The organism is Rhodococcus sp. OS5 (assembly GCF_056837585.1).
This window is the reverse complement of record NZ_CM166368.1, coordinates 3435503-3458903: the sequence shown is the minus strand read 5'-3', so window position 1 is coordinate 3458903 and position 23401 is coordinate 3435503. Positions and strand designations below refer to the sequence as shown.

The following is a 23401-nucleotide window of genomic DNA, read 5'->3' as shown; positions in this document are numbered from 1 at the left end:
CGTGCAGGGGCGGGGTTCTTTTCTCTGCCAGGTGTCACTTGCGAGCGAAGAATCAATTCAGTGAGTGAACACAAAAATGACCGGCACCGAGGGGTTGCCGGTCATTTTGTACTTCGTGAAGAGAACTCAGTTTGCGGGAGCAGGCACCCAGTAGGTGGCGGTCGCTTCGGCTGTGCGCTTACGCATCGACGCGAAGCTGTGTCGGCCTTGGCTCACGAGCATCGTGAACCACGTACGACGGTGCTCTGCCAGGGCAAAAGCAACTTCGGGAAACTCTATGCAGTGCACGCCGTTCGGCATTCCGAGGCGGTGCTGACCGTGATGGTCGCGATCTGCTCGCATGGCGTCCACTTTCTCGAGAAGGTGCAGGTACAGGTGCGTTCGCTAGAACATAACCGCACGGTCACCGAAATTGTGGTATTTGAGCCTCGAACGCCCCGGCGTGTTCGATCAGTAGGCGTGTCTGAATCTCTCGGGCGCGGAGATGAGAGACTGTCGAGTGTGTTGAGAGTTGGCCTCACTGGAGGCATCGGAGCCGGTAAGTCGACAGTGTCGAAAATCCTCAGCGAACTGGGAGCCGTCATCGTCGACGCCGACCTGATCGCCCGAGAAGTGGTCGAGCCCGGTACCCCGGGACTTGCCGCTCTGGTCGATGCATTCGGCGACGGGATTCTGTCCGAGGACGGCAGCCTCAACCGACCCGCGCTGGCGTCGTTGGCGTTTGCCGACGACACGTCACGCGGAACTCTCAACGGCATCCTCCACCCACTGATCGGTGCGCGGACGATGGAGCAGATTTCGTCTGCGCCGTCGGATGCAGTGCTCGTTCAAGATATTCCGCTGTTGGTCGAGGGTTCGATGGCGCCGGCATTCAATCTGGTCGTCATCGTTTACGTCGACGAGGAGGAACGAGTTCGACGCTTGGTGGGCTCGCGCGGCATGCCTGAATCCGACGCTCGTGCGCGCATCGCAGCGCAGGCAAATGACGATCAGCGTCGTGCTGTTGCCGACGTGTGGCTCGACAACAGCGGAGAGCCGGGTTCACTCGACGACGTGGTCCGCGACTTGTGGGCGAATCGACTTGTTCCCTTCGAGAAGAACCTCCGCGAGGGCACGGTAGTGCGCGCACTGCCCGAGCTGACTCCAGCCGACCCGTCGTGGCCGGCGCAGGCCGAACGAATCATCGGCCGGTTGTCGTTGGCGTCCGGTGACCGCGCGCGCCGTATCGATCACATCGGATCGACCGCAGTGCCTGGTCTCGATGCCAAGGACGTGATCGACATTCAGATCACTGTCGAGCACCTCGGCGTTGCCGACGACCTCGCGGAAGATCTGGCCGCTGCCGGGTTCCCCCGGATCGAGCACATCGTCGCCGACGACCCGAAACCGTCGTACCTCGGTGGCGAGACCGATCCGGCGGTGTGGGCGAAGCGGATCCACGGGAGTGCCGATCCAGGGCGCCGCGCGAACATTCACATTCGGGTGGACGGTTGGCCAGGTCAGCAGTTCGCGATCCTGTTCCGCGACTGGCTTCGCGCCGATGCGTCGGCGCGTGCCGAATATGCCGAACTCAAGGTCAAGGCAGCCGAGAGCGCCGCAGGCATCGACGACTACGCCGCTGCGATCGACGCCTACCTGGGAGTCAAGACGCCGTGGTTCGACGCCGCTTTCCACCGGGCATGGGAGTGGGCCGAGAAATCAGGCTGGTCCCTCTAACCACTCAGCGCCACGTGACCGGCATGCCCACCGAGGTGAGCCAGGCGTCGAGATCGTGACCGTGGGCGGCGATGCCGTCGATAGCGCGGGCCGCGTTCAGCATCGCACGCTCTGACGTCTTCGGGTCGAGAATCCCGGCGGTGTTCGCCTCGAGCAATTCGTCGACGTCGAGCAATTCGACGCTGCGTCCGGTCTGCACGATCAGGTCGAGGTAGTGGTCCTCGGACGTCCAGACCTGGTCGCCGCGGATGAAGTCGCCGATGTCGACATAGAAATCCCAGTCTCGGATGTGTTCCGGGGTGAAGTGCAGGATCGACGCCCGAATTCCGAGTTCGGGAATGATCCAGGACTCCAGGTAGTGAAACCGGGGATGGTCGGCGTGGCGCGCCATGTACAGCCCCCACGGTTCTTCGCGGTAGTGCTCGACCGGGCGAACGAAGCCCTTGGGATCGACGTTGGTGCGAGCTGCGATGTCGAAGGTTTCGACCTTCGGCCGGTGAATGTGGGGACGTTCCTCGCTCATGGTCGAAGAACCTACCGCCGAACTGCATTTTCGGCTGAACGCGGACGAGCGGGCATTGTGTCGGTAGGTGCGCTTACCCTGGTTTCATGGCGTTTGCTTCCGAACATCCCGTGGTCGCGCATTCCGAGTTTCGGCCGGTTGGTGACATCGAGCGCTCAGACGCGCGCTTCGAGGTCGTCAGCCCGTACGAACCGGCAGGCGATCAGCCGGCAGCTATCGCCGAGCTGGAGAAACGGATCAACGAGGGGGAGAAGGACGTAGTCCTCCTCGGTGCGACCGGTACCGGCAAGTCGGCCACGACTGCGTGGTTGATCGAGAAGCTGCAGCGCCCGGCTCTGGTGATGGCTCCGAACAAGACTTTGGCGGCTCAGCTCGCGAACGAGCTTCGGGAAATGCTACCCAACAACGCGGTCGAGTACTTCGTCTCGTACTACGACTACTACCAACCCGAGGCGTACATCGCCCAGACGGACACCTACATCGAGAAGGACTCGTCCGTCAACGACGATGTCGAGCGGCTGCGCCACTCGGCGACGTCCAGCCTTCTGTCACGACGGGACGTGGTCGTGGTGGCATCGGTGTCGTGCATCTACGGCCTCGGTACACCGCAGTCGTACCTCGATCGCTCGATTCAGCTGGACGTCGGTGTGGAGGTGCCGCGGGATGCGTTCCTGCGTCTGCTCGTCGACGTTCAGTACAACCGCAACGACATGGCGTTCACGCGAGGTTCGTTCCGCGTGCGCGGCGACACGGTCGAGATCATTCCGTCGTACGAAGAGCTGGCGGTCCGCATCGAATTCTTCGGTGACGAGATCGAGGCACTGTACTACCTCCATCCACTGACTGGTGACATCGTTCGCCAGGTCGACACGGTTCGTATCTTCCCGGCGACGCACTACGTCGCCGGCCCTGAACGCATGGAGCGTGCCGCCAAGGACATCGAGGCGGAACTCGAAGAGCGACTCGCCGAGCTCGAAGGCAAGGGCAAGCTCCTCGAGGCTCAGCGTCTGCGCATGCGTACGCAGTACGACCTCGAGATGATCAAACAGGTCGGATTCTGCTCCGGCATCGAGAACTACTCGCGCCACATCGACGGCCGTGGCCCTGGAACTGCCCCCGCAACCTTGATCGACTACTTCCCGGAAGATTTCCTTCTGGTCATCGACGAGTCGCACGTGACGGTTCCTCAGATCGGCGCCATGTACGAGGGCGATATGTCGCGCAAGCGAAACCTGGTCGAGTTCGGATTCCGGCTACCGTCGGCAACAGATAACCGCCCTCTGACTTGGGAAGAATTCAGTCAGCGGATCGGTCAGACCGTCTACTTGTCGGCGACACCAGGTAAGTACGAGTTGGGTCAGTCCGGCGGTGAGTTCGTCGAGCAGGTGATCCGCCCGACCGGATTGATCGATCCCGAGGTCATCGTCAAACCCACCAAGGGACAGATCGACGATCTCGTTCACGAAATCCGCGAGCGAGCGGAACGTGACGAGCGTGTGCTGGTCACGACGTTGACCAAGAAGATGTCGGAAGATCTGACCGATTACCTGCTCGAACTCGGTATTCGCGTCCGCTACCTGCACTCGGATATCGATACGCTCCGGCGAGTCGAGTTGCTCCGTCAGCTCCGCCTGGGGGAGTACGACGTGCTGGTCGGCATCAACCTCCTGCGTGAGGGACTCGACCTTCCCGAGGTGTCGCTGGTCGCGATTCTCGATGCCGACAAAGAAGGTTTCCTACGTAGCTCCACCAGCCTCATTCAGACGATCGGCCGAGCGGCTCGAAATGTATCCGGTCAAGTGCACATGTATGCGGACAAGATCACCGCTTCCATGGCGCAGGCCATCGAGGAAACCGAGCGACGACGCGAGAAGCAGGTCGCCTACAACGAGAAGATGGGCGTCGACCCACAACCTCTACGCAAGAAGATCGCGGACATTCTCGATCAGGTGTACGAGGAGGCAGAGGACACTGCGGCGTCCGTGGACGTCGGTGGTTCGGGTCGCAATGCGACGCGTGGTCGGCGTGCGCAGGGTGAGGCCGGTCGTGCGGTCAGTGCGGGTGTGTACGAGGGGCGCGACACCAAATCGATGCCTCGGGCCGAATTGGCCGATCTGGTCAAGGAACTCACCGATCAGATGATGAACGCTGCACGTGACCTTCAGTTCGAGTTGGCTGGGCGATTGCGAGACGAAATCTCGGATTTGAAGAAGGAGCTTCGAGGAATGGACGCCGCGGGTCTCAAGTAGGTCGCCTCGCGTGCGTTCGTGCTTTCGACCGCTACGGTTTCAGGTATGGATGCACAGACTGCAGGCAAGACCGCGCGGACTCTCGAACTTCTCCATTCCTTGGCTTACTTCGTCCCGGAGACGGAGAAGGAACTTGTCGGCGTCGGGTTGGAGCCTGGCCGAATGGTGTACTTTGCCGGGCGATCAGCTCCGCTCGGCGCTCCACCCGCGACTGTCGTCACGGCCACCTTCTTCAACTTCAATCCTGAATTGATCGCCAGTGTCATCCCACGTGCCTGGGAATTGGCAAGGCCCACAGAGGTTGTCGCCGCGCGGTATCGGGCAATCGACGCGGCGTACGTCCGCCTGCTCGGTGCAGACGTGACAGGTTCGGCGGACATGGCCGAGGCCGCCGAACTCGTGTCGATTGCTGCCCAGAACATTCCTGGAGTGGACGGCCGCCCCCTGTACGCGGGTTGGGCGTCGCTCGACTGGCCGGCCGAGCCGCACGTGCGTTTCTGGCACGCGCTGACACTGCTGCGTGAGTATCGCGGTGACGGCCACATTGCGGCCCTTCAGACCGCGGGATTGAACGGCCTGGACGCGTTGATCACGCACACCGCGACGGGAATCGGGTTTCAGCGCAAATTCGCACAGACTCGCCGCGGATGGTCGCAGGATCAGTGGGACGAGGCCGTCGAGAGTTTGAAGGATCGCGAACTGCTCGATCGTTCGTCCGGCGCGCTGACCGAGGACGGGCAGGACTTGCGTGACGTCGTCGAAGACCTGACGGACGACCTCGCTTTGGCTCCGTGGGATGCGCTTGGTGAGGAGGGTGCCAAGCGATTGCTGGAATTGGCGACGCCGTGGCGTACCGCCCTGGTCGAGCAGGAAGTATTTCCGGCGGCGCTGTTCGGGCCCCGCTTCGGCAAACTTCGCTGAGTGGTCACCACCGAACAAATGTGTCTGTGACGAAGAATCACATTCATTGTGGGCTTGTGGCGTGTACTGCAAATAACACTATCCGCGGCACAATCCCGCTAATGTCAGCGCAGCGGTTGTCGAGCGGGCGCAACAGCGTTGCGCCCGGTGCCGGCCGTACCGTCCGTCCCGTAACCATGGAGGAATGAATGAGTGCCTACCGGACCGTTGTCGTAGGAACCGATGGCTCCGAGTCGTCACTGAAGGCAGTCGACAGAGCTGCCGCCATTGCCAGTGGCTCGGACGCTCAGCTCGTCATCGCGTGTGCGTACTACCCGGCTGATCCCAAGGACGTGAGCGCTGCCGCTGATGCGTTGGGTAACGAGGCCTACCAGGTCACCGGTTCCGCTCCGACCTACGAGATCCTTCGCACCGCTCGTGAGCGCGCACATGCCCAGGGGGCCAAGGATGTTGTCGAGCGCGCCGTCGTCGGCGCTCCCGTCGAATCGCTTCTCGCTTTGCTCGACGAGGTGAAGGGCGACTTGCTGGTCGTCGGAAATCGCGGATTGAACACGTTGACCGGGCGTCTACTCGGATCGGTGCCTTCCGATGCCGCTCGCAAGGCGACGTCCGATGTCCTGATCGTGCACACCGTTCGCTGAACTACCGGCAGTAGTCGGCCTCGGCCGCATCGACGAACACTTCAGCCAGCTGATCGGCGCTGGGGGGTGTTGTCGATGCGGCCGAGCCGTTTCCGGAGGTGACCATTGGTTCGCTTGCTCCGTTCAGCGATACCGCCCGCAGATTCGCGATGATCATCGCTCGATCCGTTCCGGCCGCGAGCTGCTGGCAGACGCCGTCACCGAGCGCCTGCAACATGTCGTCGGAAAAGGCGGGCGTGACCCCGGTAGACGCAAGCGCCGCCCGCAGCCGATCTGCCTCGTCTACCGGTTTTTCTGTCGGTGCGGCAGCAACAGCAGCGATGTCGTCGCTGCCGGCAGCAGCCGTCGAACTCGAATCATCCTCTGAGCAACCGGCTGTCACCGCCGCAAGCATCCCGACGCCGATCACCACGCGAGCGATCTTGCGGATGGGTGCGGCGGAACTTGCGGGCAGGCCAAGCACGAGGGGTCATTCCTTCAGTCGTCGACACAAATTGGAGTGACACCACCATTCGTGGTGTCACGCACGAACCTACTCCGTGATGCTCACGAATCGAAGGCCAACTCTGCTGCTTCGACGCCGTCGAGAACCGAGGGGAGCGACTCGACGTGAATGATGCCGAGCCTCTGGGTAGCGCGGGTCAATGCGACGTAGAGGTCGTTCATTCCGCGTGGTGACTCGTCGAGAATGTCGGCAGGTTCGACGATCAACACTGTGTCGAACTCGAGTCCCTTGACGTCCTTGACGGACAGGACGCTTACGGTGTCACTCGCAATGCCCGCCAGATCGGCAACGACCTCGGAACCGGCGATCACTGCGGTGATACCGGGATGCGACTCGGACTCGATGCAACGGCGCACGGTCGATTCCAATTCTTCGGCCGTGGTCTTGAGCGCCCACGGCGCGAATCCGCTGTCGCGTACCGACCGGGGCACGGATTGCTCCGGGTCGATCTCTTCGAGCACACGGTGCGCGACATCCATGATCTCCGAGGGAGTTCGGTAGTTGACGGTCAGTTCGGTGAGCTTCCAGCGCTTGGCGACGTAAGGCTCGAGAATCTTCTGCCAGGACGAAGTTCCCGCGGGATCACCGGTCTGAGCTGTATCGCCGACCAACGTCATCCAGCGATTCGGTATGCGCCGCATCAGCATTCGCCACGCCATTTCGGAGAGCTCTTGGGCTTCGTCGACGATCACGTGACCGTAGGTCCAGGTTCGGTCGCCGGCAGCGCGTTCTGCCGTGGTCTGGCGCTGGCCCTGATCGTGGCGTTGGGCGAGTTGGCTGGCGTCGATCAAGTCGTACGCCATCAAGATCTCGGGATCCATCTCGTCTTCGAGATCCTGTGGTGCAGACCCGGTGAGGATGTCGAGGGCGCCCTGGGCGTCGGCGATCTGCGCGCGCCATTCACGTTGTGCGCGTTCGCGTTCGGCGGCGTCGTCGACGCCGAGAATCTCGGCCAGTTCGTCGAGCAGGGGAGCATCGGCCGCACTGAAACCCGGTCCGACGCTCTGCAGAAGCTCGTCGCGTTGGGCGTCGTCGAGTTGCGGCGCTGCCTTGGCCAACCTCGCCGGCGACGTCCACAGTTCCGCGAGGATTTGCTGCGGCGACAATTCGGGCCACAGCTTTCCGATGGCGGACATGATGTCAGGGTCCTCACGCATCTCGTCGCGAATGTCGGCGATGTCGTCCCGACTGAGGAGTGACCCACCGTCGACGAGGTTTCCGCCGATGAGTTCGGCCATCTGCAGTGCCAACGCCTCGATGACTGCTGCCACGAAGATCGGGCGCGCCAGGTTGTGTGGGCGACGCGACGACCGAGCACGCCCGCGCGCCTTCGTGACAGTCTTTCGATCCAGCTTCAAGTCGTACGTGTCGAATCGAAGGGTAATCGGCTTCGACGGAACTTCCTGCCGATCCCGGACGGCGTTCTTGAGCACGTCGAGGATCGCGAGGGAACCCTTGATCTCACCGGCGGCGAGGGAATCCGTACGAGTCGCACGCACTCCGGGGTACAGGTCCCCGATCGTCGAGAGTAGAACTCCGGTCTCACCGAGTGAAGGAAGGACCTGGCTGATGTAGTCGAGAAACGTCGCGTTCGGCCCGATGATGAGAACACCGGCCTTGGCCAGTTGCTGGCGGTAGGTGTAGAGCAAGAAGGCGGCACGGTGAAGGGCGACTGCGGTTTTGCCGGTACCCGGACCGCCCTGGACCACCAGAACGCTTTTGTGGTCGGAGCGGATGATGGCATCTTGCTCACTCTGAATGGTCTCGACGATGTCGTTCATCTGACCCGTACGCGCTGCGTTCAGAGCGTCCAGGAGAGCGCTCTCACCGGCGACGCCGCCGGCTTCGGTCACCACGCCCGCGGCGCGGGCTGCGTCGAGGTCCAGATATTCGTCGTTGATGCCGGTGACGGTGCGGCTCCGACTGCGAATATGGCGTCGCCGCTTCACGCCCTCAGGTGCCGCGGGCGTCGCCAGATAGAACGGGCGTGCCATCGGAGCTCGCCAGTCGAGCAGTAGCGTTTCGTAGTCGTTGTCGGTGTCCAGAATTCCGAGTCGGCCGACGTAGCGTCGCTCGTCGTCGAAGTCGATGCGTCCGAAACACATTCCGTTCTCGGCTGCGTCGTACTTGGCGAGATCCTCGGTGTACATGGCGTTGAAGGATTCGCGTTCACTGCGTGCTTGCGGGGTTCCGCCGGTCTCGAGGAGCACCGTGCTCAAGCGAGTTTGGGCATACTTTCGAAGATCGTCGAGACGGGAGTACAACATCGTCACGTACTGCTGCTCGAGCTCTTGCTCGTTCAGTGACGGGTCCGCGTCGGGCAAAGGATCTCCTAGGCTTGATGAGAAATTCACGCGCTGCAAAAGCGCCAAGACAGTCTAGTTCCCCCAGATGAACTGCCGCATAGATACAGGTCAGGCCACCCGAAGGTGGCCTGACCGTGTTTTCGGTGCACTCAGTGCGTCAATTCGTCCTTCTTGGCGCGAGCCTTTTCGAGCGCCTTCTCGGCGCGCTTTCGGGCACGCTTACCCAGCACCTCGGTCTGCTCCGACGCCGTTTCGGCCCACTCGTTGCTCTTTTCGAGCGCGAGTTCGGCGAACTCGGAGCTGCGCTTGCTCGCCAGCTCTGCCAGTTCGGCGCTGCGCTCGCGTGCGGTCTCGGCCAGTTCGGAGCCGCGCTTCTGCGCGACTTCGAGGATGTCCGGGCCGCGTTCCTTGGCGACCTCTCCGAATTCCGCGGCTCGCTTGCTCGCGATCTCCGCGAACTCGGAGCTGCGCTCCTTCGCAAGTTCGAGCCAATCCGTGCCGTGTGCCTTCGCGGTTTCGGCAAGCTCGGAACCGCGTTCGGATGCCACCGACAGAGCATGCTCGACGCGATCGCTCGTGTGATCGGTCTGCGATGCGACCAATGGAAGTGCCGCGGCGATAGACGCCTGGGCTTTCTTCGCGGCGCGACGGCCGCGCCAGCCGAGCGACGGCTTGCCCTCGGTGTCGACGGAGGCGATCATCAGTCCGCCGAGCAAGCTGACGTTCTTGATGAAGTTGGTGCGCTGCATCGTTCGCAGTGACGGATCGGTTTCGTTCCAGAAGTCGTGACCGGCAAGCGTGGTCGGTACCAGGCTCCCCGCGAGCACCAACGACGCGAGCCGCGGCGCCTTGCCGGTGGCCAGCAGGGCACCGCCGCCGATCTGGACGGCGGCGTTGATCTTGACGAGTGTTTCCGGATCAGCAGGCACCTTCTGCGTCACTGCTCCTGGCAGCGTCTCGACGGATTTGTCGATCAGCGGTGACGCTTTGGCTGCTCGCTGAGCAGGGTTGCGCAAAGCATCGATTCCCCCGGCGATGAAGATCGTGGAAAGCAGTGGACGAGCAATTCGACGTACCAGCATGTTTCAAGCCTCCCGATGTAGGTTCGTTTTCCACCCTAGCGATCTCACAAGGAATTGGTCCGGTTCGGCGATCCCGGCACGCCTGGCCCGGTCGCCGGATTCCTGGTCGCCGAAGCGCGCTGTACTGCGACGATGACTTCTCCACTGATCCGGACACACCGTTCTGAAGCATCCGTTACCGCGTGTCCGCATACGGCGTGTTCGAAGGTGTCACAGTATGCTCACCGTTCGAGCACGATGGTGTTGTGACCACCAAGATGACTCAGAATTTCGGCTCGACCCTTCCCACCGGCTGGGGACAGCTGTCGGACGAGGAGAACGAGAGAAACTGGGCGGTCTTTCGTGACCGCTTTGGGTTCACGCCCGGCATCGACGCACGATCTTGGCCCGCCATCGCCGAGCCCATCCCGTCCGTGGTCTTCGATTTGGGTGCGGCGCCAGCTGCGACTCCCGGGGCGTGGGCCGCTCGCGTGGATGCGATCAACGCCGAAGCGTTGCGCTGTTTTGTCACCGATTGGAACGACGATCCCAACTTCGTTGTTCTGGATTGGCAGCATCCGGGCTACACCTTCGACGCGGAGGCACATGCTGCTGCGAAGGAGCTTGCGGAGTGGCGTGTCCCGGTCTATCCGAACGGTGACTACTACATATTCAGTCGGGACGACTTCACGGAAGGGACCTTCGGCCATCCGTGGGAACGCACGCTGTGTGTGTTCGGGGAACGGATGGTCGAAGGACTGGGCCGGACTCTGTCGACCTGGCTTCCGCGACTTCGAGTCAACGGTGAACAGGTCGACAGCCAAGTCGGTTAGCGGGGTCCAGTATGGAACAGGTGAAACGTCACCAACCGCGTTCGCGCCACTCCGCCAGGTGCGGGCGCTCGGCGCCGAGCGTCGTGTCCTTGCCATGCCCGGGGTAGACGACGGTCGCGTCGTCGTACCTTCCGAACAGCTTGTTTTCCACGTCGTCGAGTAGAGAAGTGAACTTCTCGGGGTCGGCGGTCTTGCCTACTCCGCCGGGGAAGAGTGAGTCGCCGGTGAAGAGGTGAACCTGTCCGCTCGGTTCGGTGAGAGCCAGCGCGATGGAGCCGGGCGTGTGGCCGGACAGGTGAATGACGTCGAGGCTCAAGTTGCCAACGGTCACCTTGTCGCCGTCTTCGAGGAGTACGTCCGGGGTGACGGGAAGGACCTCTGCGTCGAGGGGGTGCGCGGCGGTCGGCACCTTGGTTGCGGCGTGAACGTCTTCGAGGGCCAACCAGTGATCGCCGTGCTGGTGGGTGGTGACGATGGAATCGAAAACAGGTGCTTCCTGTTCGATGAGCGCGATGATCTTCTCGGCTTCGTTGGCCGCATCGATCAGGAGAGATTTCCCGGTCGTGGAACAGGCGACGAGGTAAGTGTTGTTGTCCATGGGGCCGACCGACATCTTCGTGATGACGGCGCCTTCGACTGTGCGCCGCTGAGGGGCAGAATCGGGGGAGACCTGACCGGTGTAGGAGTCGTCGATCACGATGGGCTGATTCGTCATGAAACGCAGGCTACCTTCGAATAGGGGCAGGTAGAGCGATGGGCTCGCCTGGTGAGAAAAACGTGTCGGTGGCTCGGCCTACGATGACGATCGCTCGAGGACTCGCGTTTGCGAGGCCACTCGAGACTTCTCCGGGGGGACGGCCCCGGACGATTGACAATGAAGGGAATTGGTGTGGCGGATCGCCTGATCGTGCGGGGTGCGCGTGAGCACAATCTGCGAGGAGTCGATCTCGACCTCCCGCGAGACAGCCTGATCGTCTTCACCGGGTTGTCCGGCTCCGGCAAGTCCAGCCTCGCGTTCGACACGATCTTCGCCGAAGGTCAGCGCCGCTACGTCGAGTCGCTCTCGGCATACGCGCGTCAGTTCCTCGGTCAGATGGACAAGCCGGATGTGGACTTCATCGAGGGATTGTCTCCTGCGGTGTCGATCGACCAGAAGTCGACCAACCGCAACCCCCGTTCGACGGTGGGCACCATTACCGAGGTCTACGACTACCTCCGACTTCTCTATGCCCGCGCGGGTTCGGCGCACTGCCCGGTGTGTGGTGAGAAGATCGCACGTCAGACGCCCCAGCAGATCGTCGACCAGGTGCTCGAGATGGAGGAGGGCATCAAGTTCCAGGTCCTCGCACCAGTGGTCCGTACTCGTAAGGGCGAGTTCGTCGATCTCTTCGATCAGCTCAACACCCAGGGCTACTCGCGAGTGCGCGTCGACGGTGTCGTCCATTCGCTGGCCGATCCGCCGAAGCTCAAGAAGCAGGAAAAGCACGACATCGAAGTAGTGGTCGACCGATTGCAGGTCAAGGCGAGTTCGAAGCAGCGCCTGACCGACTCGGTCGAGACCGCACTTCGCTTGGCTGAAGGCATCGTGGTCCTCGACTTCGTCGACCGTGAAGAAAATGCACCTGATCGTGAGCGTCGTTTCTCCGAGAAGTTGGCCTGCCCGAATGGCCACGCACTCGCGATCGACGATCTCGAACCGCGCTCGTTCTCCTTCAACTCGCCCTACGGCGCCTGCCCGGAATGCACCGGCCTCGGTATCCGCAAGGAGGTCGACCCGGATCTGGTGGTTCCCGATCCCGACCTGAGTCTCGAAGACGGAGCAATCGCGCCGTGGTCGATGGGCCAGAGTTCGGAGTACTTCGGACGTTTGCTGTCCGGCCTCGGCGACATTCTCGGATTCGACATGAAGACGCCGTGGAACAAGTTGCCGGCGAAGGCCCGTAAAGCAATCCTCGAAGGCAGCGAGGAGCAGGTTCACGTCCGGTACAAGAACCGGTACGGCCGTACCCGTTCTTACTACGCGGAGTTCGAAGGTGTGATGCCGTTCCTGCATCGCCGGCTCGAGCAGACCGAATCGGATCAGATGAAGGAACGGTACGACGGGTACATGCGCGACACCCCGTGCCCGGCGTGTGGTGGTGCTCGCCTGCGCCCGGAAATCCTGTCGGTAACTATCGCGGCTGGGGACTTCGGCAGTAAGTCCATCGCCGAGGTCTGTGAACTGTCGATCTCCGATTGCGCGGACTTCTTGAACAGCCTCACTCTCGGCTCGCGCGAAGAGGCGATTGCGGGTCAGGTCCTCAAGGAAGTTCAGGCACGACTCGGGTTCCTGCTCGACGTCGGCTTGGAATACCTTTCCCTCTCGCGTGCCGCTGGCACGTTGTCCGGTGGCGAGGCCCAGCGAATCCGCTTGGCAACGCAGATCGGTTCCGGACTCGTCGGCGTGCTGTATGTACTCGACGAGCCGTCCATCGGCCTGCATCAGCGTGACAATCGACGACTGATCGAAACCCTGACGCGCTTGCGCGACCTCGGCAACACGCTGATCGTCGTCGAGCACGACGAAGACACGATCCGCACGTCCGACTGGGTAGTCGACATCGGACCGTACGCCGGCGAGCACGGCGGCAAGGTCGTCCACAGCGGGCCATACGAAGAACTGCTGACGTGTGAAGAATCTCTGACCGGCGCCTACCTGTCAGGTCGTAGCTTCATCGAGGTTCCGGCCATTCGTCGACCGGTGGACCGCAAACGCCAGGTCACGGTCGTCGGAGCTCGCGAGCACAATCTCGACGGCATCGACGTGAGTTTCCCGCTGGGTGTTCTCACCGCTGTCACCGGTGTCTCCGGTTCGGGCAAGTCGACGTTGGTCAACGACATTCTCGCGACCGTCATGGCGAACAAGCTCAACGGTGCACGCCAGGTACCTGGGCGTCACACACGAATCAACGGTCTCGATCAGCTGGACAAGCTCGTGCAGGTCGATCAGTCTCCGATCGGCCGGACTCCACGATCGAACGCGGCGACGTACACCGGCGTGTTCGACAAGATCCGAACCCTGTTCGCGGCCACCACGGAAGCGAAAGTCCGCGGTTACCAGCCCGGCCGATTCTCGTTCAACGTCAAGGGCGGACGCTGCGAGGCGTGCTCCGGCGACGGAACGCTGAAGATCGAGATGAATTTCCTGCCGGACGTGTACGTGCCCTGCGAGGTATGCCACGGCGCCCGGTACAACCGCGAAACGCTCGAGGTCCACTACAAGGGCAAGTCGATCGCCGAGGTACTCGACATGCCTATCGAGGAAGCAGCCGAGTTCTTCCAGCCGGTCACCTCAATTCACCGGTACCTCAAGACGCTGGTCGACGTCGGCCTGGGCTATGTCCGACTGGGTCAGCCGGCTCCGACTCTGTCCGGTGGTGAAGCGCAGCGCGTCAAGCTCGCCGCCGAATTGCAGAAGCGGTCCACCGGTCGCACGGTGTACATCCTCGACGAGCCCACCACGGGTCTGCATTTCGAGGACATCCGCAAGCTCCTGATCGTGATCAACGGTCTGGTGGACAAGGGCAACAGCGTGATCGTGATCGAGCACAACCTCGACGTGATCAAGACGTCGGACTGGGTCGTCGACATGGGGCCCGAAGGTGGATCCGGCGGCGGAACCGTTGTGGCGCAAGGTACCCCGGAGGACGTTGCCGCGGTCCCCGAGAGCTACACGGGCAAGTTCCTCAGTGAGGTTCTCACCGCACAGCACGCGCCGGTCAAGGCCAAGCCGATCACCAAGAAGCGTGCGACGAAGGCAGTTGCCGCAAAGAAGGCGGCGCCACGGAAGAAAGCTGCTTCCGTGAGCTAGTAGAAGGTGAGCAAGTAGAAGTCGGTCAGTGATGCCGGGTCGGAATCCGATCCGGCATCACTGCTTTGTCGATCAGGAAGCGGCGGCCTCGAGGATCACCTGGGCGACGTCTTCGGGGCGCGACCACATCGGCCAATGGCCGGTCGGGAGGTCGACGTACGTCACGGGGAGTTTCGCCAGTTCGGCGGCCATCGGATGACCTCCGTCGGCCATCTGGGCAATCACCGCGGACGGGAACGTGCTGCAAACGACGGTTGACGGCACCTGGTAGCGCTTTTCGTTCGTCAGGACAATCGGCTCACGCGCCGGCCCGGCCGGTTCGGGGACGGCGTTGGCGCGAAACGCCTCGAGAGCCTTTTCGTCGAGTCCTTCGAGGCTGCTGCCGTCTGCTTCAAGTTCTGCCCACGTCGGCAGCGGTATCTCGACGACGTCAGCGGCCAGATCCGGTCGCAGCGCTGCGCCGTCGGGCATGGGGCCCGAGTCGACGTAGACGATCCGAGCGACGCGATCCGGGATGCGATCGGTGACGGCGTACCCCACCGGGCCGGCGCCGCTGTGTACGACCAAGACCGTGCGCTCGTCGGAGTCCGATACGGCGTCGACGACTGCACGGACGTGAGCGTCGAAGGTGACCGCTGATCGATCTGTGTCCACTGCGTCGAGCCCGGGCAGTGTCAGGCTGGTCACGCGGGTGTCGGAATGTTCGAGGTGTGGGAGTACTGCATCCCAAGCCCATAAACCGAGCCAGAATCCGGGAACAAGAACGATGTGAGTTTTCATGTACTCACAGTGCACCCGGGTTGGTGACAACAGAGTGTCACCAATTATGTCACCGTTTGGTATCGGAATCTGAGACACTGGTGAACGTGAATCGAGCTGCGAGATTGCATGCTCTCGTCGAGGAACTTCGGCGACAGGGCGATCGAGGGACTACGTGCTCCCGATTGTCCGAGGAATTCGGTGTCACCACCCGGACGATCAAGAGGGATATCGAGACGCTGATGATGTCGGGTGCGGCGATCGAAGCGCGCTCAGGCCCCGGGGGTGGTTACCGACTCGTGGGTCGCGCTACGCTACCGCCGGTGAATTTCACTGTTCCGCAAGCAGTTTCGATCGCGTTGGCCTTGACGGCGATGGGTGATGCTCCGTTTGCGCCGGATGGGCGAGCAGCGCTGGCGAAACTGCTCGATGTGATGGACGAGGAGAGTCGTCGCAAGGTCGCGGAGCTCGGTGGCCGCGTGTGGATTCGCGGTGACGGCGGGGCTCTGACGGATTCGCGCGCGAACCGGCAGGCCGTCGAGCAGGGTCTCGAGCAGAGTCGCGTCGTGTCGTTGCACTACGTGGATGGGGACGGTGCGGAGACGGTGCGGGCAGTTGAGCCGCACATTCTGGCGCAGGACCGTGGGCAGTGGTTTCTCATCGGCTGGTGTCGCCAGCGCGACGCGGTGCGGTGGTTTCGACTCGATCGAATGCGTCGGGCCACGCTGACGAACGATCACTTCACACCACGCGATTCGACCGTCTTCGGGCAACCGCCCGAAGACGCTCGGCCTGTTTCTCCCCGTAGGTGAGTGACTCAGTCGATCATGTTGCGGGCTGCGGCAACGGAATCCGTGATCAGTTCGGTCAGGGCCGTCATATCGACGTCGCTCAGCCGTTTGACGTACAGGCAGCCCTTGCCGATTTTGTGCTTGCCGAGGCGAGCGAGCGTGTCGGTATAGTCGTCGAAGTTCAGCGACAAGTACAACGTGAGCGCGGTGGCCCTGGGGGAGAACCCGATCAGTGGGGTGTCACCTTCGTGGCCACTCGCATATCGGTAGTGCCGTGCCCCGAATCCGATGATGCTCGAGCCCCACATGACAGCAGGCTCGCCGGTTGCGGCCGACAGCAGGGAGATCAGCTCCACGGCGTCGGCGCGTTTGCGGTCGTCGACGCGTGAAATGAATGCGTCGACGTCCTCGGGCGTCGGTTGAGTCTTGTTGGCGGTTGCCAACTCAGTAGACCGGACCGGTGAACTTCTCGCCCGGTCCCTTTCCTGGCTCGTCCGGGTGCGAGGAGGCCTCACGGAATGCGCGCTGCAGGGCTTGGAGGCCTTCACGGATGGGTCCGGCATGAGGGCCGAGGTATTCGACCGACGCAGTCACGAGTCCGGCAAGTGCCGTGATGACGCGACGCGCTTCGTCGAGGTCCAGGTAGGGGCTGGAAGACGGATCGGCGTCGGAGAGGCCGAGTTTTTCGGCAGCCGAACTCATCAGCATCACTGCAGCACGGCTGATGACCTCGACCGCGGGAACTTCGGAGAGTTCGCGGACGTCGGGGTTCGCGCCGTCGGTGTTCTGTTCTGCCTCGAAGTTCTCACTCATGGATGTAAGGATTCCATCAGGCCGTGACGGTGTTGAATCGGGCCTCTCCCGGCAGTACTGGGAGCGGCACCGATTTCTTTCATCTGTGGCGACCTGTTACTCTTGTTGCAACGACCGCCTCCGACTTGTTCGGGGGCAGCAAGTGGAGTCCGACTCCCACCTCTGCGCGGCAGGTGAAACTGCAGTTCAGTGGTTCCGGTCACCTGTTATCGGAGATCATTCTTCGTCAGGTTCCTCGCTCAGTCGAGGAGATAGGTTTCGGCGTGAGCTGGATCTTATGTGATCGGTCGACATCGGGCCCCGCGGATGAGCAATCATCACAGCGGGGCTTTTTTGTTGGGGTGCGGGCGGTACGGGCTGCGTGCGGTCATGAAGACCGCACCGTTCAACCTAGGAGGCCCCATCAGCACTGAGACCCGCATCAACGATCGTATCCGCGTTCCCGAGGTTCGTTTGGTCGGACCTGGCGGCGAACAGGTAGGCATCGTGCGTGTTGAAGATGCACTCCGCTTGGCCCTTGAGGCCGACCTCGACCTGGTCGAGGTAGCTCCTGACGCCCGTCCACCGGTCTGCAAGATCATGGACTACGGCAAGTTCAAGTACGAGGCTGCACAGAAGGCACGTGAGTCACGTAAGAACCAGCAGCTGACGGTCATCAAGGAGCAGAAGCTCCGACCCAAGATCGACGACCACGACTACGAGACCAAGAAGCGCAACGTCGTTCGCTTCCTCGAAGCCGGTTCCAAGGTCAAGGTCACGATCATGTTCCGCGGACGTGAGCAGTCACGCCCCGAACTCGGCTACCGCCTTCTGCAGCGTCTGGGAGCAGACGTCGCAGATCTCGGATTCGTCGAAACCTCGGCAAAGCAGGACGGCCGAAACATGACGATGGTCCTGGCACCGCACAAGGGCGCCAAGACTCGTGTCAAGGCGCAGGAGAGCGCTCAGGCGCCAGTGGCTCAGGCTGCTCCGCGTCCGGCTCCGGCCGCACCGGCTTCCAGTGAAGCAGCTCCGGAAGCACCGGCGACCGGCGATGCCGCTCCCGAGGCTCCGGCCAGCTAGTCGATTTCCCAAGATCCACCACGTAACAAGAACTGAGGACTCCATGCCCAAGATGAAGAGCCACAGCGGCGCCTCGAAGCGATTCAAGGTGTCCGGCAGCGGAAAGCTCATGCGCCAGAAGGCCGGCCGTCGCCACCTTCTCGAGCACAAGTCCAGCAGGGTTACCCGTCGTCTCGACGGTGTCGCTGTTGTCAGCCCTGACGACGCTCCGCGCATCAAGCGCATGCTCGGCATCTGAGTCGCCCCCTTACTGACCACCCGGGGCCGTACTTTCAGCCCCTAGATTGACAGGATTTTTCAAGTGGCACGCGTAAAGAGGGCGGTCAACGCCCAGAAGAAGCGTCGTTCAATTCTTGCTGCATCCAGCGGCTACCGTGGACAGCGTTCGCGTCTGTACACCAAGGCCAAGGAGCAGCAGCTCCACTCGCTCACCTACGCGTACCGCGACCGTCGTGCGCGCAAGGGCGAGTTCCGCAAGCTGTGGATCACGCGTATCAACGCTGCAGCTCGTGCAAACGACATCACGTACAACCGCCTCATCCAGGGCCTGCGTCTGGCAGAGGTCGACGTCGACCGCAAGATCCTGGCCGAGCTCGCTGTCTCCGATGCCGAGGCCTTTGCCGGCCTGGTCGCACTCGCGAAGGCCGCTCTGCCGGCTGACGTGAACGCTCCTGCCGGAGAAGCAGCCTGATTCACGCATCACAGCAACGGCCCGTGGACCCGCTCACCGAGCGGACTCCGCGGGTCGTTTCTGCTGTCAAGCTCCTGCGCACAGCAGAACGACGCAAAGCAGGACGTTTCCTCGTCGAGGGCGAGAACTCGGTCACCGAACTGTTGAACGGTGCACTCTCGAATGGCGAGGCCCGCCCGGTGCACGACCTCTTCTACACCGAGGACGCAGCCGAGCGCTATCAGCACGTCATCGATCGGGCGCTGACCGCTGGAGTTCGTGTTGCTCTTGTGACCGATCGAGCCATCAAAGCTCTCAGTGATACCGTCACGCCGCCCGGACTCGTTGCCGTCAGCGATCTACTGGATGTACCGCTGAGCGCAGCCGTCCATCAGGAGACCCGCCTGCTCGCAGTGCCGGTCGAGGTCAACGAACCAGGTAACGCGGGCACCGTCATTCGCATCGCAGACGCAGTGGGTGCCGACGCGGCAATCCTCGCCGGCGACAGCGTCGATCCGCATAACGGCAAGGTCGTTCGTTCGTCGGCGGGCAGCCTGTTTCACCTGCCAGTCGTCCGCGATCGAGACACAGTGTCGGTGATCGAGCAGATTCGCGCAGCCGGCATTCAGATTCTCGCGACTGCAGCTGACGGCGAGGTCGATCTCGACGAGGCCGACGAGTTGCTGAGCAAGCCGACGGCCTGGCTGTTCGGTAACGAAGCGCACGGTCTCGATCCGGCGATCGCCGCGCAGGCTGATCATCGGGTCAGGATTCCGATCCATGGCCGCGCCGAAAGCTTGAACCTCGCGACAGCGGCGGCAATTTGCCTGTACGCAAGCGCGCGGGTGCAAAATCGCGCCACCGATCACGGCTGAAAACGCACGCGAAGACCTCACGGAATCCCATTTGCGGAAGCCTGAGACAATACAAGAGCAGAGACAATGCTCGAGCGAGTTCGAATGCTCGCTCGCAGTACAAGAAGTAAGCAGTACAAGAAGCACGCAGTACGAGAAGTAAACCGAGAAGCGACAGGAGCGTCACAGCCGTGGCCAAAAATGAGGGCGCGACACCGCCGGAGGTCGACGCGAGTGTACTCACCGAAGAGGCGTTGACCGCTGCGGCTGAGAACGCCGAGAAGGCGCTGGCGGACGCCGCTGACCTGGACGCGCTGGCGCACGTCAAGGTGGAGCACCTGGGGGACAAGTCCCCGATCGCCCTCGCGCGCCGGGGTCTCGGCAGCCTTCCGGGCAAGGAAAAGGCGGACGCCGGTAAGCGCGTCAACATCTTCCGCACTCGGATCAACAACGCGTACGACGCTCGTCGTGAGGTCCTCCTCGCCGAGCGTGACGCCGCGGTGTTGGTTGCCGAGGCAATCGACGTCACTCTGCCTTCCGATCGTCACCCCGTCGGGGCGCGTCACCCGATCAGCCTGATTTCCGAGCAGGTCGCCGACGTATTCGTCGCGATGGGTTGGGAAGTTGCCGAGGGTCCGGAGGTGGAGACCGAGCACTTCAACTTCGACGCGCTCAACTTCTTGCCGGATCACCCTGCGCGCACGATGCAGGACACCTTCCACCTGGCGCCCGAGAACTCTCGCCAGGTGCTGCGTACCCACACCTCGCCGGTGCAGGTCCGCACGATGCTCTCGCGTGAGGTGCCGATCTACGTGGTGTGCCCGGGCCGCACGTTCCGCACCGACGAACTCGATGCGACGCACACGCCTGTCTTCTCGCAGGTCGAGGGCCTGGCCGTCGACAAGGGCCTGACCATGGCCAATCTGCGCGGAACTCTCGACGCGTTCGCTCGTGCCCTTTTCGGCCCCGAGACGCGTACCCGTATGCGCCCCAACTACTTCCCGTTCACGGAACCGTCGGCCGAGGTCGACGTCTGGTTCGCGAACAAGAAGGGCGGCGCAGGCTGGGTCGAGTGGGGCGGCTGCGGCATGGTCAACCCGAACGTTCTGCGCGCCAGCGGTATCGATCCCGACGAGTACTCGGGTTTCGCATTCGGCATGGGCCTCGAGCGGACCCTGCAGTTCCGCAACGGTATCCCGGACATGCGCGACATCGTCGAAGGTGACGTGCGTTTCACGCTGCCCTTCGGTGTCGCAGGCTGACCGATCCGGTCCGCGGAACCTTCACAAAGACTTATCGACAAACGAGAGAGCTGAGCAGACGTGCGAGTAGCGCAATCCTGGCTGACCGAGATCCTGCAGCGGGCAACTCCCAACTGGGAGGTGACCCCGGAAGAGCTGGACGCCGGGTTCGTCCGGGTGGGACTCGAAGTCGAGGAACTCGACACACTCGAGGCGATCGACGGCCCGTTGGTCGTCGGCAAGGTCGTCTCCATCACCGAACTGACCGAGTTCAAGAAGCCGATCCGCTTCTGCCAGGTCGAGGTCGGCGAACCCGAGCCCCGTGGCATCGTCTGTGGCGCGCGCAATTTCAACGAGGGTGACCTCGTCGTCGTTGCGTTGCCCGGCGCGGTGCTGCCCGGCGGATTCGAAATCGCCACTCGCAAGACGTACGGCCAGGTGTCCGACGGCATGATCTGCTCCGTCTCGGAACTCGGTATCGGCAAAGACCATTCGGGCATCTTGGTGCTCGAGCCCGGTACCGCCGAACCCGGCGCGGACGGCAACGAGTTGCTCGGTCTCGGTGACACGATCATCGAACTGAACATCACCCCGGACCGTGGCTACTGCTTCTCGGTCCGCGGTCTCACGCGAGAACTCGCGTGCGGCTTCGATCTCGAATACGCCGATCCCGCTTCGGTTCCCGCTCACCCGGCTGAGGGTGAAGCCTGGCCGGTGCGCCTCGAACCGGAGTCCAAGGCTTCGCGTTTCGTGATGCGGAAGATCACGGGTATCGATCCGCAGGCAGTGAGCCCGTGGTGGCTGCAGCGTCGACTGCTGCTCTCGGGTGTTCGCCCGATCTCGCCGGCAGTCGACGTCACCAACTACGTGATGCTCGAACTCGGTCAGCCTCTGCACGCGTTCGATGCGACCGCAGTGCAGGGCGACCTGGTGGTCCGTCGCGCCAAGGCGGGGGAGAAGCTGACGACGCTCGACGACGTCGAACGCACGCTCGATCCCGAAGACGTTGTCATCGCCGACGATTCCGGAGTCATCTCGCTGGCTGCCGTCATGGGCGGCGCAACCACCGAGGTGGGAACGGCAACGACGGACATCCTCCTCGAAGGAGCTACCTGGGATCCGCTCGCAGTCTTCAAGACGGCGCGCCGGCACAAGCTGCCGAGTGAGGCGAGCAAGCGTTTCGAGCGCGTCGTCGATCCGGCGATTCCGCTCGCGGCCGTCGACCGCGCAGCCGCTCTGCTGGTCGAGATTGCCGGCGGACGGATCGAGCCGGTCCTGACCGACGTGGGCGATGTTGCCCCTCGCGCTGCCATTCGCATGGATATCGACCTGCCCGACCGTGTCGCCGGAGTCACGTACCCCAACGGCACCGCAGCTCGCCGCCTCACCCAGGTTGGCTGCAACGTCGAGGTCGGCGTCAGCGAAGAAGGACACGGCCAGTTGGTCGCGACGCCGCCGTCGTGGCGTCCGGACCTGGTGCAGCCTGCGGACCTCGTAGAGGAAGTTCTTCGCCTCGAAGGTCTCGAGCAGATCCCGTCTGTGCTTCCCGCCGCTCCGGCCGGACGTGGGTTGACTCCGTCGCAGCGGCGAAAGCGCACGGTCTCGAAGGCCGTGGCTCACGCCGGTTACGTCGAGGTCCTTCCTCCGGTCTTCCTGCCGACGAACGTCTTCGACGTCTGGGGCCTCGACGCGGATGATCCGCGCCGCAACACCAGCAAGGTCCTCAACCCGCTCGAAGCCGATCGTCCGGAGTTGGCGACCACGCTGCTCCCGGGTCTGCTGGAGATCCTGGCTCGCAACGCTTCTCGCGGTCAGCGTGATCTGTCGCTGTACGGCATCGCGCAGGTCGTCCTGCCGGGCCCCGACACCAAGCCGGTGGATGCATTGCCGGTGGATCGTCGTCCGACGGACGAGCAGATCGCGAACCTGATAGCGTCGTTGCCGGCTCAGCCCGTGCACATCGCTGCAGTGTTGAGTGGTTTGCGTGAGCCGAGCGGCCCCTGGGGTCCTGGCCGTCAGGCCGAGGCTTCGGACACTTTTGCAGCCGTGCGGGTCATTGCAGCTGCAGCAGGCGTCGAGGTGGAACTGCGTGCGGCGCAGTACCTGCCGTGGCATCCCGGCCGTTGCGCCGAGGTTGTCGTTGACGGCAACGTAGTCGGTCATGCGGGCGAACTGCATCCGGCTGTTCTCGAGCGCGCGGGACTGCCCGCGCGCACCTGCGCACTGGAAATCGATCTCGACGCTTTGCCATTGGTCGAGAATCTGCCCGCTCCGCGCATTTCGCCGTTCCCCGCAGTGCTCCAGGACGTGGCAGTTGTTGTCGATCGCGACATTCCGGCAGCCAAGGTGCAGGAAGCTCTGCGTTCCGGCGGCGGTGAGCTTCTCGAAGACATCCGCCTCTTCGACGTCTTCGAGGGCGAGCAGGTCGGTGAAGGCCGCAAGTCGCTCGCGTTCGCATTGCGATTCCGTGGTGTCGACCGGACGCTGACCGAGGACGAGGCCAGTGCCGCGCGCGATGCAGCAGTGGAGGCGGCTTCCAAGGCTGTCGGTGCGCAGATGCGTGGCTGATTTCCTCAACTGATCACAGAGCCCACGACCGTTGCCGG

22 protein-coding genes are annotated in these 23401 nt (G+C 62.8%); 13 read left to right on the top strand and 9 right to left on the bottom strand.

Translation table 11 applies throughout. The annotated features are described in order from the left end of the window. Nucleotides 1-126: 126 nt before the first annotated feature. Entirely contained in the window at nucleotides 127-342 is a 216-nt protein-coding gene (locus tag ACVZUB_RS16135) for a hypothetical protein (protein ID WP_003944056.1), read from the bottom strand. Nucleotides 343-501: 159 nt separating this feature from the next. Here ACVZUB_RS16135 and coaE point away from each other — a divergent pair, with 159 nt between their 5' ends. Further along, nucleotides 502-1716: a dephospho-CoA kinase gene (gene coaE / locus ACVZUB_RS16130; RefSeq protein ID WP_030536741.1), complete on the top strand. Its 1215-nt coding sequence runs from the start codon at nucleotides 502-504 to the stop codon at nucleotides 1714-1716. Nucleotides 1717-1720: 4 nt separating this feature from the next. Here coaE and ACVZUB_RS16125 read toward each other — a convergent pair whose 3' ends face one another. Further along, nucleotides 1721-2239, bottom strand: a complete 519-nt coding sequence (locus ACVZUB_RS16125; protein WP_054187412.1) for a ribonuclease FAU-1 family protein — start codon at nucleotides 2237-2239, stop codon at nucleotides 1721-1723. Between the two features lie 86 nt (nucleotides 2240-2325). Here ACVZUB_RS16125 and uvrB point away from each other — a divergent pair, with 86 nt between their 5' ends. The 3 genes from uvrB to ACVZUB_RS16110 all read left to right on the top strand — a co-directional run bounded on the left by uvrB (nucleotide 2326) and on the right by ACVZUB_RS16110 (nucleotide 6050). Then, on the top strand, nucleotides 2326-4488 hold the full coding sequence (gene uvrB, locus ACVZUB_RS16120; RefSeq protein ID WP_007728743.1) for an excinuclease ABC subunit UvrB: 2163 nt from the start codon (nucleotides 2326-2328) through the stop codon (nucleotides 4486-4488). A 45-nt stretch (nucleotides 4489-4533) separates the two neighbouring features. Next, nucleotides 4534-5409 carry an SCO6745 family protein gene (locus tag ACVZUB_RS16115; RefSeq protein ID WP_003944062.1) on the top strand — a complete coding sequence of 292 codons (876 nt, stop codon included), beginning with the start codon at nucleotides 4534-4536 and terminating at the stop codon, nucleotides 5407-5409. Between the two features lie 188 nt (nucleotides 5410-5597). Then, nucleotides 5598-6050 carry a universal stress protein gene (locus ACVZUB_RS16110; RefSeq protein WP_003944055.1) on the top strand — a complete coding sequence of 151 codons (453 nt, stop codon included), beginning with the start codon at nucleotides 5598-5600 and terminating at the stop codon, nucleotides 6048-6050. Between the two features lies 1 nt (nucleotide 6051). On the opposite strand, the gene ACVZUB_RS16105 is transcribed toward ACVZUB_RS16110, so the two are convergent. The 3 genes from ACVZUB_RS16105 to ACVZUB_RS16095 all read right to left on the bottom strand — a co-directional run bounded on the left by ACVZUB_RS16105 (nucleotide 6052) and on the right by ACVZUB_RS16095 (nucleotide 9943). Beyond that, the gene (locus tag ACVZUB_RS16105) at nucleotides 6052-6513 is read right to left on the bottom strand and encodes a DUF732 domain-containing protein (RefSeq protein ID WP_007728747.1); all 462 of its coding nucleotides are present in this window, start codon (nucleotides 6511-6513) and stop codon (nucleotides 6052-6054) included. A gap of 83 nt (nucleotides 6514-6596) precedes the next feature. Then, entirely contained in the window at nucleotides 6597-8879 is a 2283-nt protein-coding gene (locus ACVZUB_RS16100) for a HelD family protein (protein WP_482627516.1), read from the bottom strand. 131 nt (nucleotides 8880-9010) lie between these two features. Further along, complete coding sequence (locus tag ACVZUB_RS16095; RefSeq protein WP_482627515.1) at nucleotides 9011-9943, bottom strand: DoxX family protein; 933 nt, start codon at nucleotides 9941-9943, stop codon at nucleotides 9011-9013. Nucleotides 9944-10188: 245 nt separating this feature from the next. Here ACVZUB_RS16095 and ACVZUB_RS16090 point away from each other — a divergent pair, with 245 nt between their 5' ends. Further along, nucleotides 10189-10755 carry a DUF2716 domain-containing protein gene (locus ACVZUB_RS16090; RefSeq protein ID WP_225320039.1) on the top strand — a complete coding sequence of 189 codons (567 nt, stop codon included), beginning with the start codon at nucleotides 10189-10191 and terminating at the stop codon, nucleotides 10753-10755. 28 nt (nucleotides 10756-10783) lie between these two features. Here ACVZUB_RS16090 and ACVZUB_RS16085 read toward each other — a convergent pair whose 3' ends face one another. Further along, on the bottom strand, nucleotides 10784-11470 hold the full coding sequence (locus ACVZUB_RS16085) for an MBL fold metallo-hydrolase (protein WP_054187410.1): 687 nt from the start codon (nucleotides 11468-11470) through the stop codon (nucleotides 10784-10786). Between the two features lie 174 nt (nucleotides 11471-11644). Between ACVZUB_RS16085 and uvrA the strand changes: the two genes are divergently transcribed. Then, nucleotides 11645-14605: an excinuclease ABC subunit UvrA gene (uvrA, locus tag ACVZUB_RS16080; RefSeq protein ID WP_024487477.1), complete on the top strand. Its 2961-nt coding sequence runs from the start codon at nucleotides 11645-11647 to the stop codon at nucleotides 14603-14605. A gap of 72 nt (nucleotides 14606-14677) precedes the next feature. Here uvrA and ACVZUB_RS16075 read toward each other — a convergent pair whose 3' ends face one another. After that, nucleotides 14678-15385, bottom strand: a complete 708-nt coding sequence (locus ACVZUB_RS16075) for an alpha/beta fold hydrolase (RefSeq protein WP_165639869.1) — start codon at nucleotides 15383-15385, stop codon at nucleotides 14678-14680. An 80-nt stretch (nucleotides 15386-15465) separates the two neighbouring features. Here ACVZUB_RS16075 and ACVZUB_RS16070 point away from each other — a divergent pair, with 80 nt between their 5' ends. Next, complete coding sequence (locus tag ACVZUB_RS16070; protein ID WP_047270467.1) at nucleotides 15466-16176, top strand: helix-turn-helix transcriptional regulator; 711 nt, start codon at nucleotides 15466-15468, stop codon at nucleotides 16174-16176. A 5-nt stretch (nucleotides 16177-16181) separates the two neighbouring features. On the opposite strand, the gene ACVZUB_RS16065 is transcribed toward ACVZUB_RS16070, so the two are convergent. Together ACVZUB_RS16065 and ACVZUB_RS16060 are read right to left on the bottom strand one after the other, a co-directional pair. Then, complete coding sequence (locus tag ACVZUB_RS16065) at nucleotides 16182-16598, bottom strand: DUF1801 domain-containing protein (RefSeq protein WP_003944044.1); 417 nt, start codon at nucleotides 16596-16598, stop codon at nucleotides 16182-16184. Between the two features lies 1 nt (nucleotide 16599). Continuing rightward, entirely contained in the window at nucleotides 16600-16968 is a 369-nt protein-coding gene (locus ACVZUB_RS16060) for a DUF1844 domain-containing protein (protein WP_007736262.1), read from the bottom strand. Between the two features lie 369 nt (nucleotides 16969-17337). Here ACVZUB_RS16060 and infC point away from each other — a divergent pair, with 369 nt between their 5' ends. The 6 genes from infC (at nucleotide 17338) to pheT (ending at nucleotide 23363) form a co-directional block, all read left to right on the top strand. Then, nucleotides 17338-18030, top strand: a complete 693-nt coding sequence (gene infC, locus ACVZUB_RS16055) for a translation initiation factor IF-3 (protein ID WP_003944008.1) — start codon at nucleotides 17338-17340, stop codon at nucleotides 18028-18030. 43 nt (nucleotides 18031-18073) lie between these two features. Beyond that, nucleotides 18074-18268 carry a 50S ribosomal protein L35 gene (gene rpmI / locus ACVZUB_RS16050; RefSeq protein WP_003944043.1) on the top strand — a complete coding sequence of 65 codons (195 nt, stop codon included), beginning with the start codon at nucleotides 18074-18076 and terminating at the stop codon, nucleotides 18266-18268. 63 nt (nucleotides 18269-18331) lie between these two features. After that, complete coding sequence (rplT, locus tag ACVZUB_RS16045) at nucleotides 18332-18721, top strand: 50S ribosomal protein L20 (protein ID WP_003944011.1); 390 nt, start codon at nucleotides 18332-18334, stop codon at nucleotides 18719-18721. A 23-nt stretch (nucleotides 18722-18744) separates the two neighbouring features. Beyond that, nucleotides 18745-19575: a TrmH family RNA methyltransferase gene (locus ACVZUB_RS16040; RefSeq protein WP_007736261.1), complete on the top strand. Its 831-nt coding sequence runs from the start codon at nucleotides 18745-18747 to the stop codon at nucleotides 19573-19575. Nucleotides 19576-19745: 170 nt separating this feature from the next. After that, nucleotides 19746-20816, top strand: a complete 1071-nt coding sequence (gene pheS, locus ACVZUB_RS16035; protein WP_003944109.1) for a phenylalanine--tRNA ligase subunit alpha — start codon at nucleotides 19746-19748, stop codon at nucleotides 20814-20816. Between the two features lie 60 nt (nucleotides 20817-20876). Next, nucleotides 20877-23363: a phenylalanine--tRNA ligase subunit beta gene (gene pheT, locus ACVZUB_RS16030; RefSeq protein ID WP_063316070.1), complete on the top strand. Its 2487-nt coding sequence runs from the start codon at nucleotides 20877-20879 to the stop codon at nucleotides 23361-23363. The last annotated feature ends 38 nt before the right edge of the window (nucleotides 23364-23401 follow it).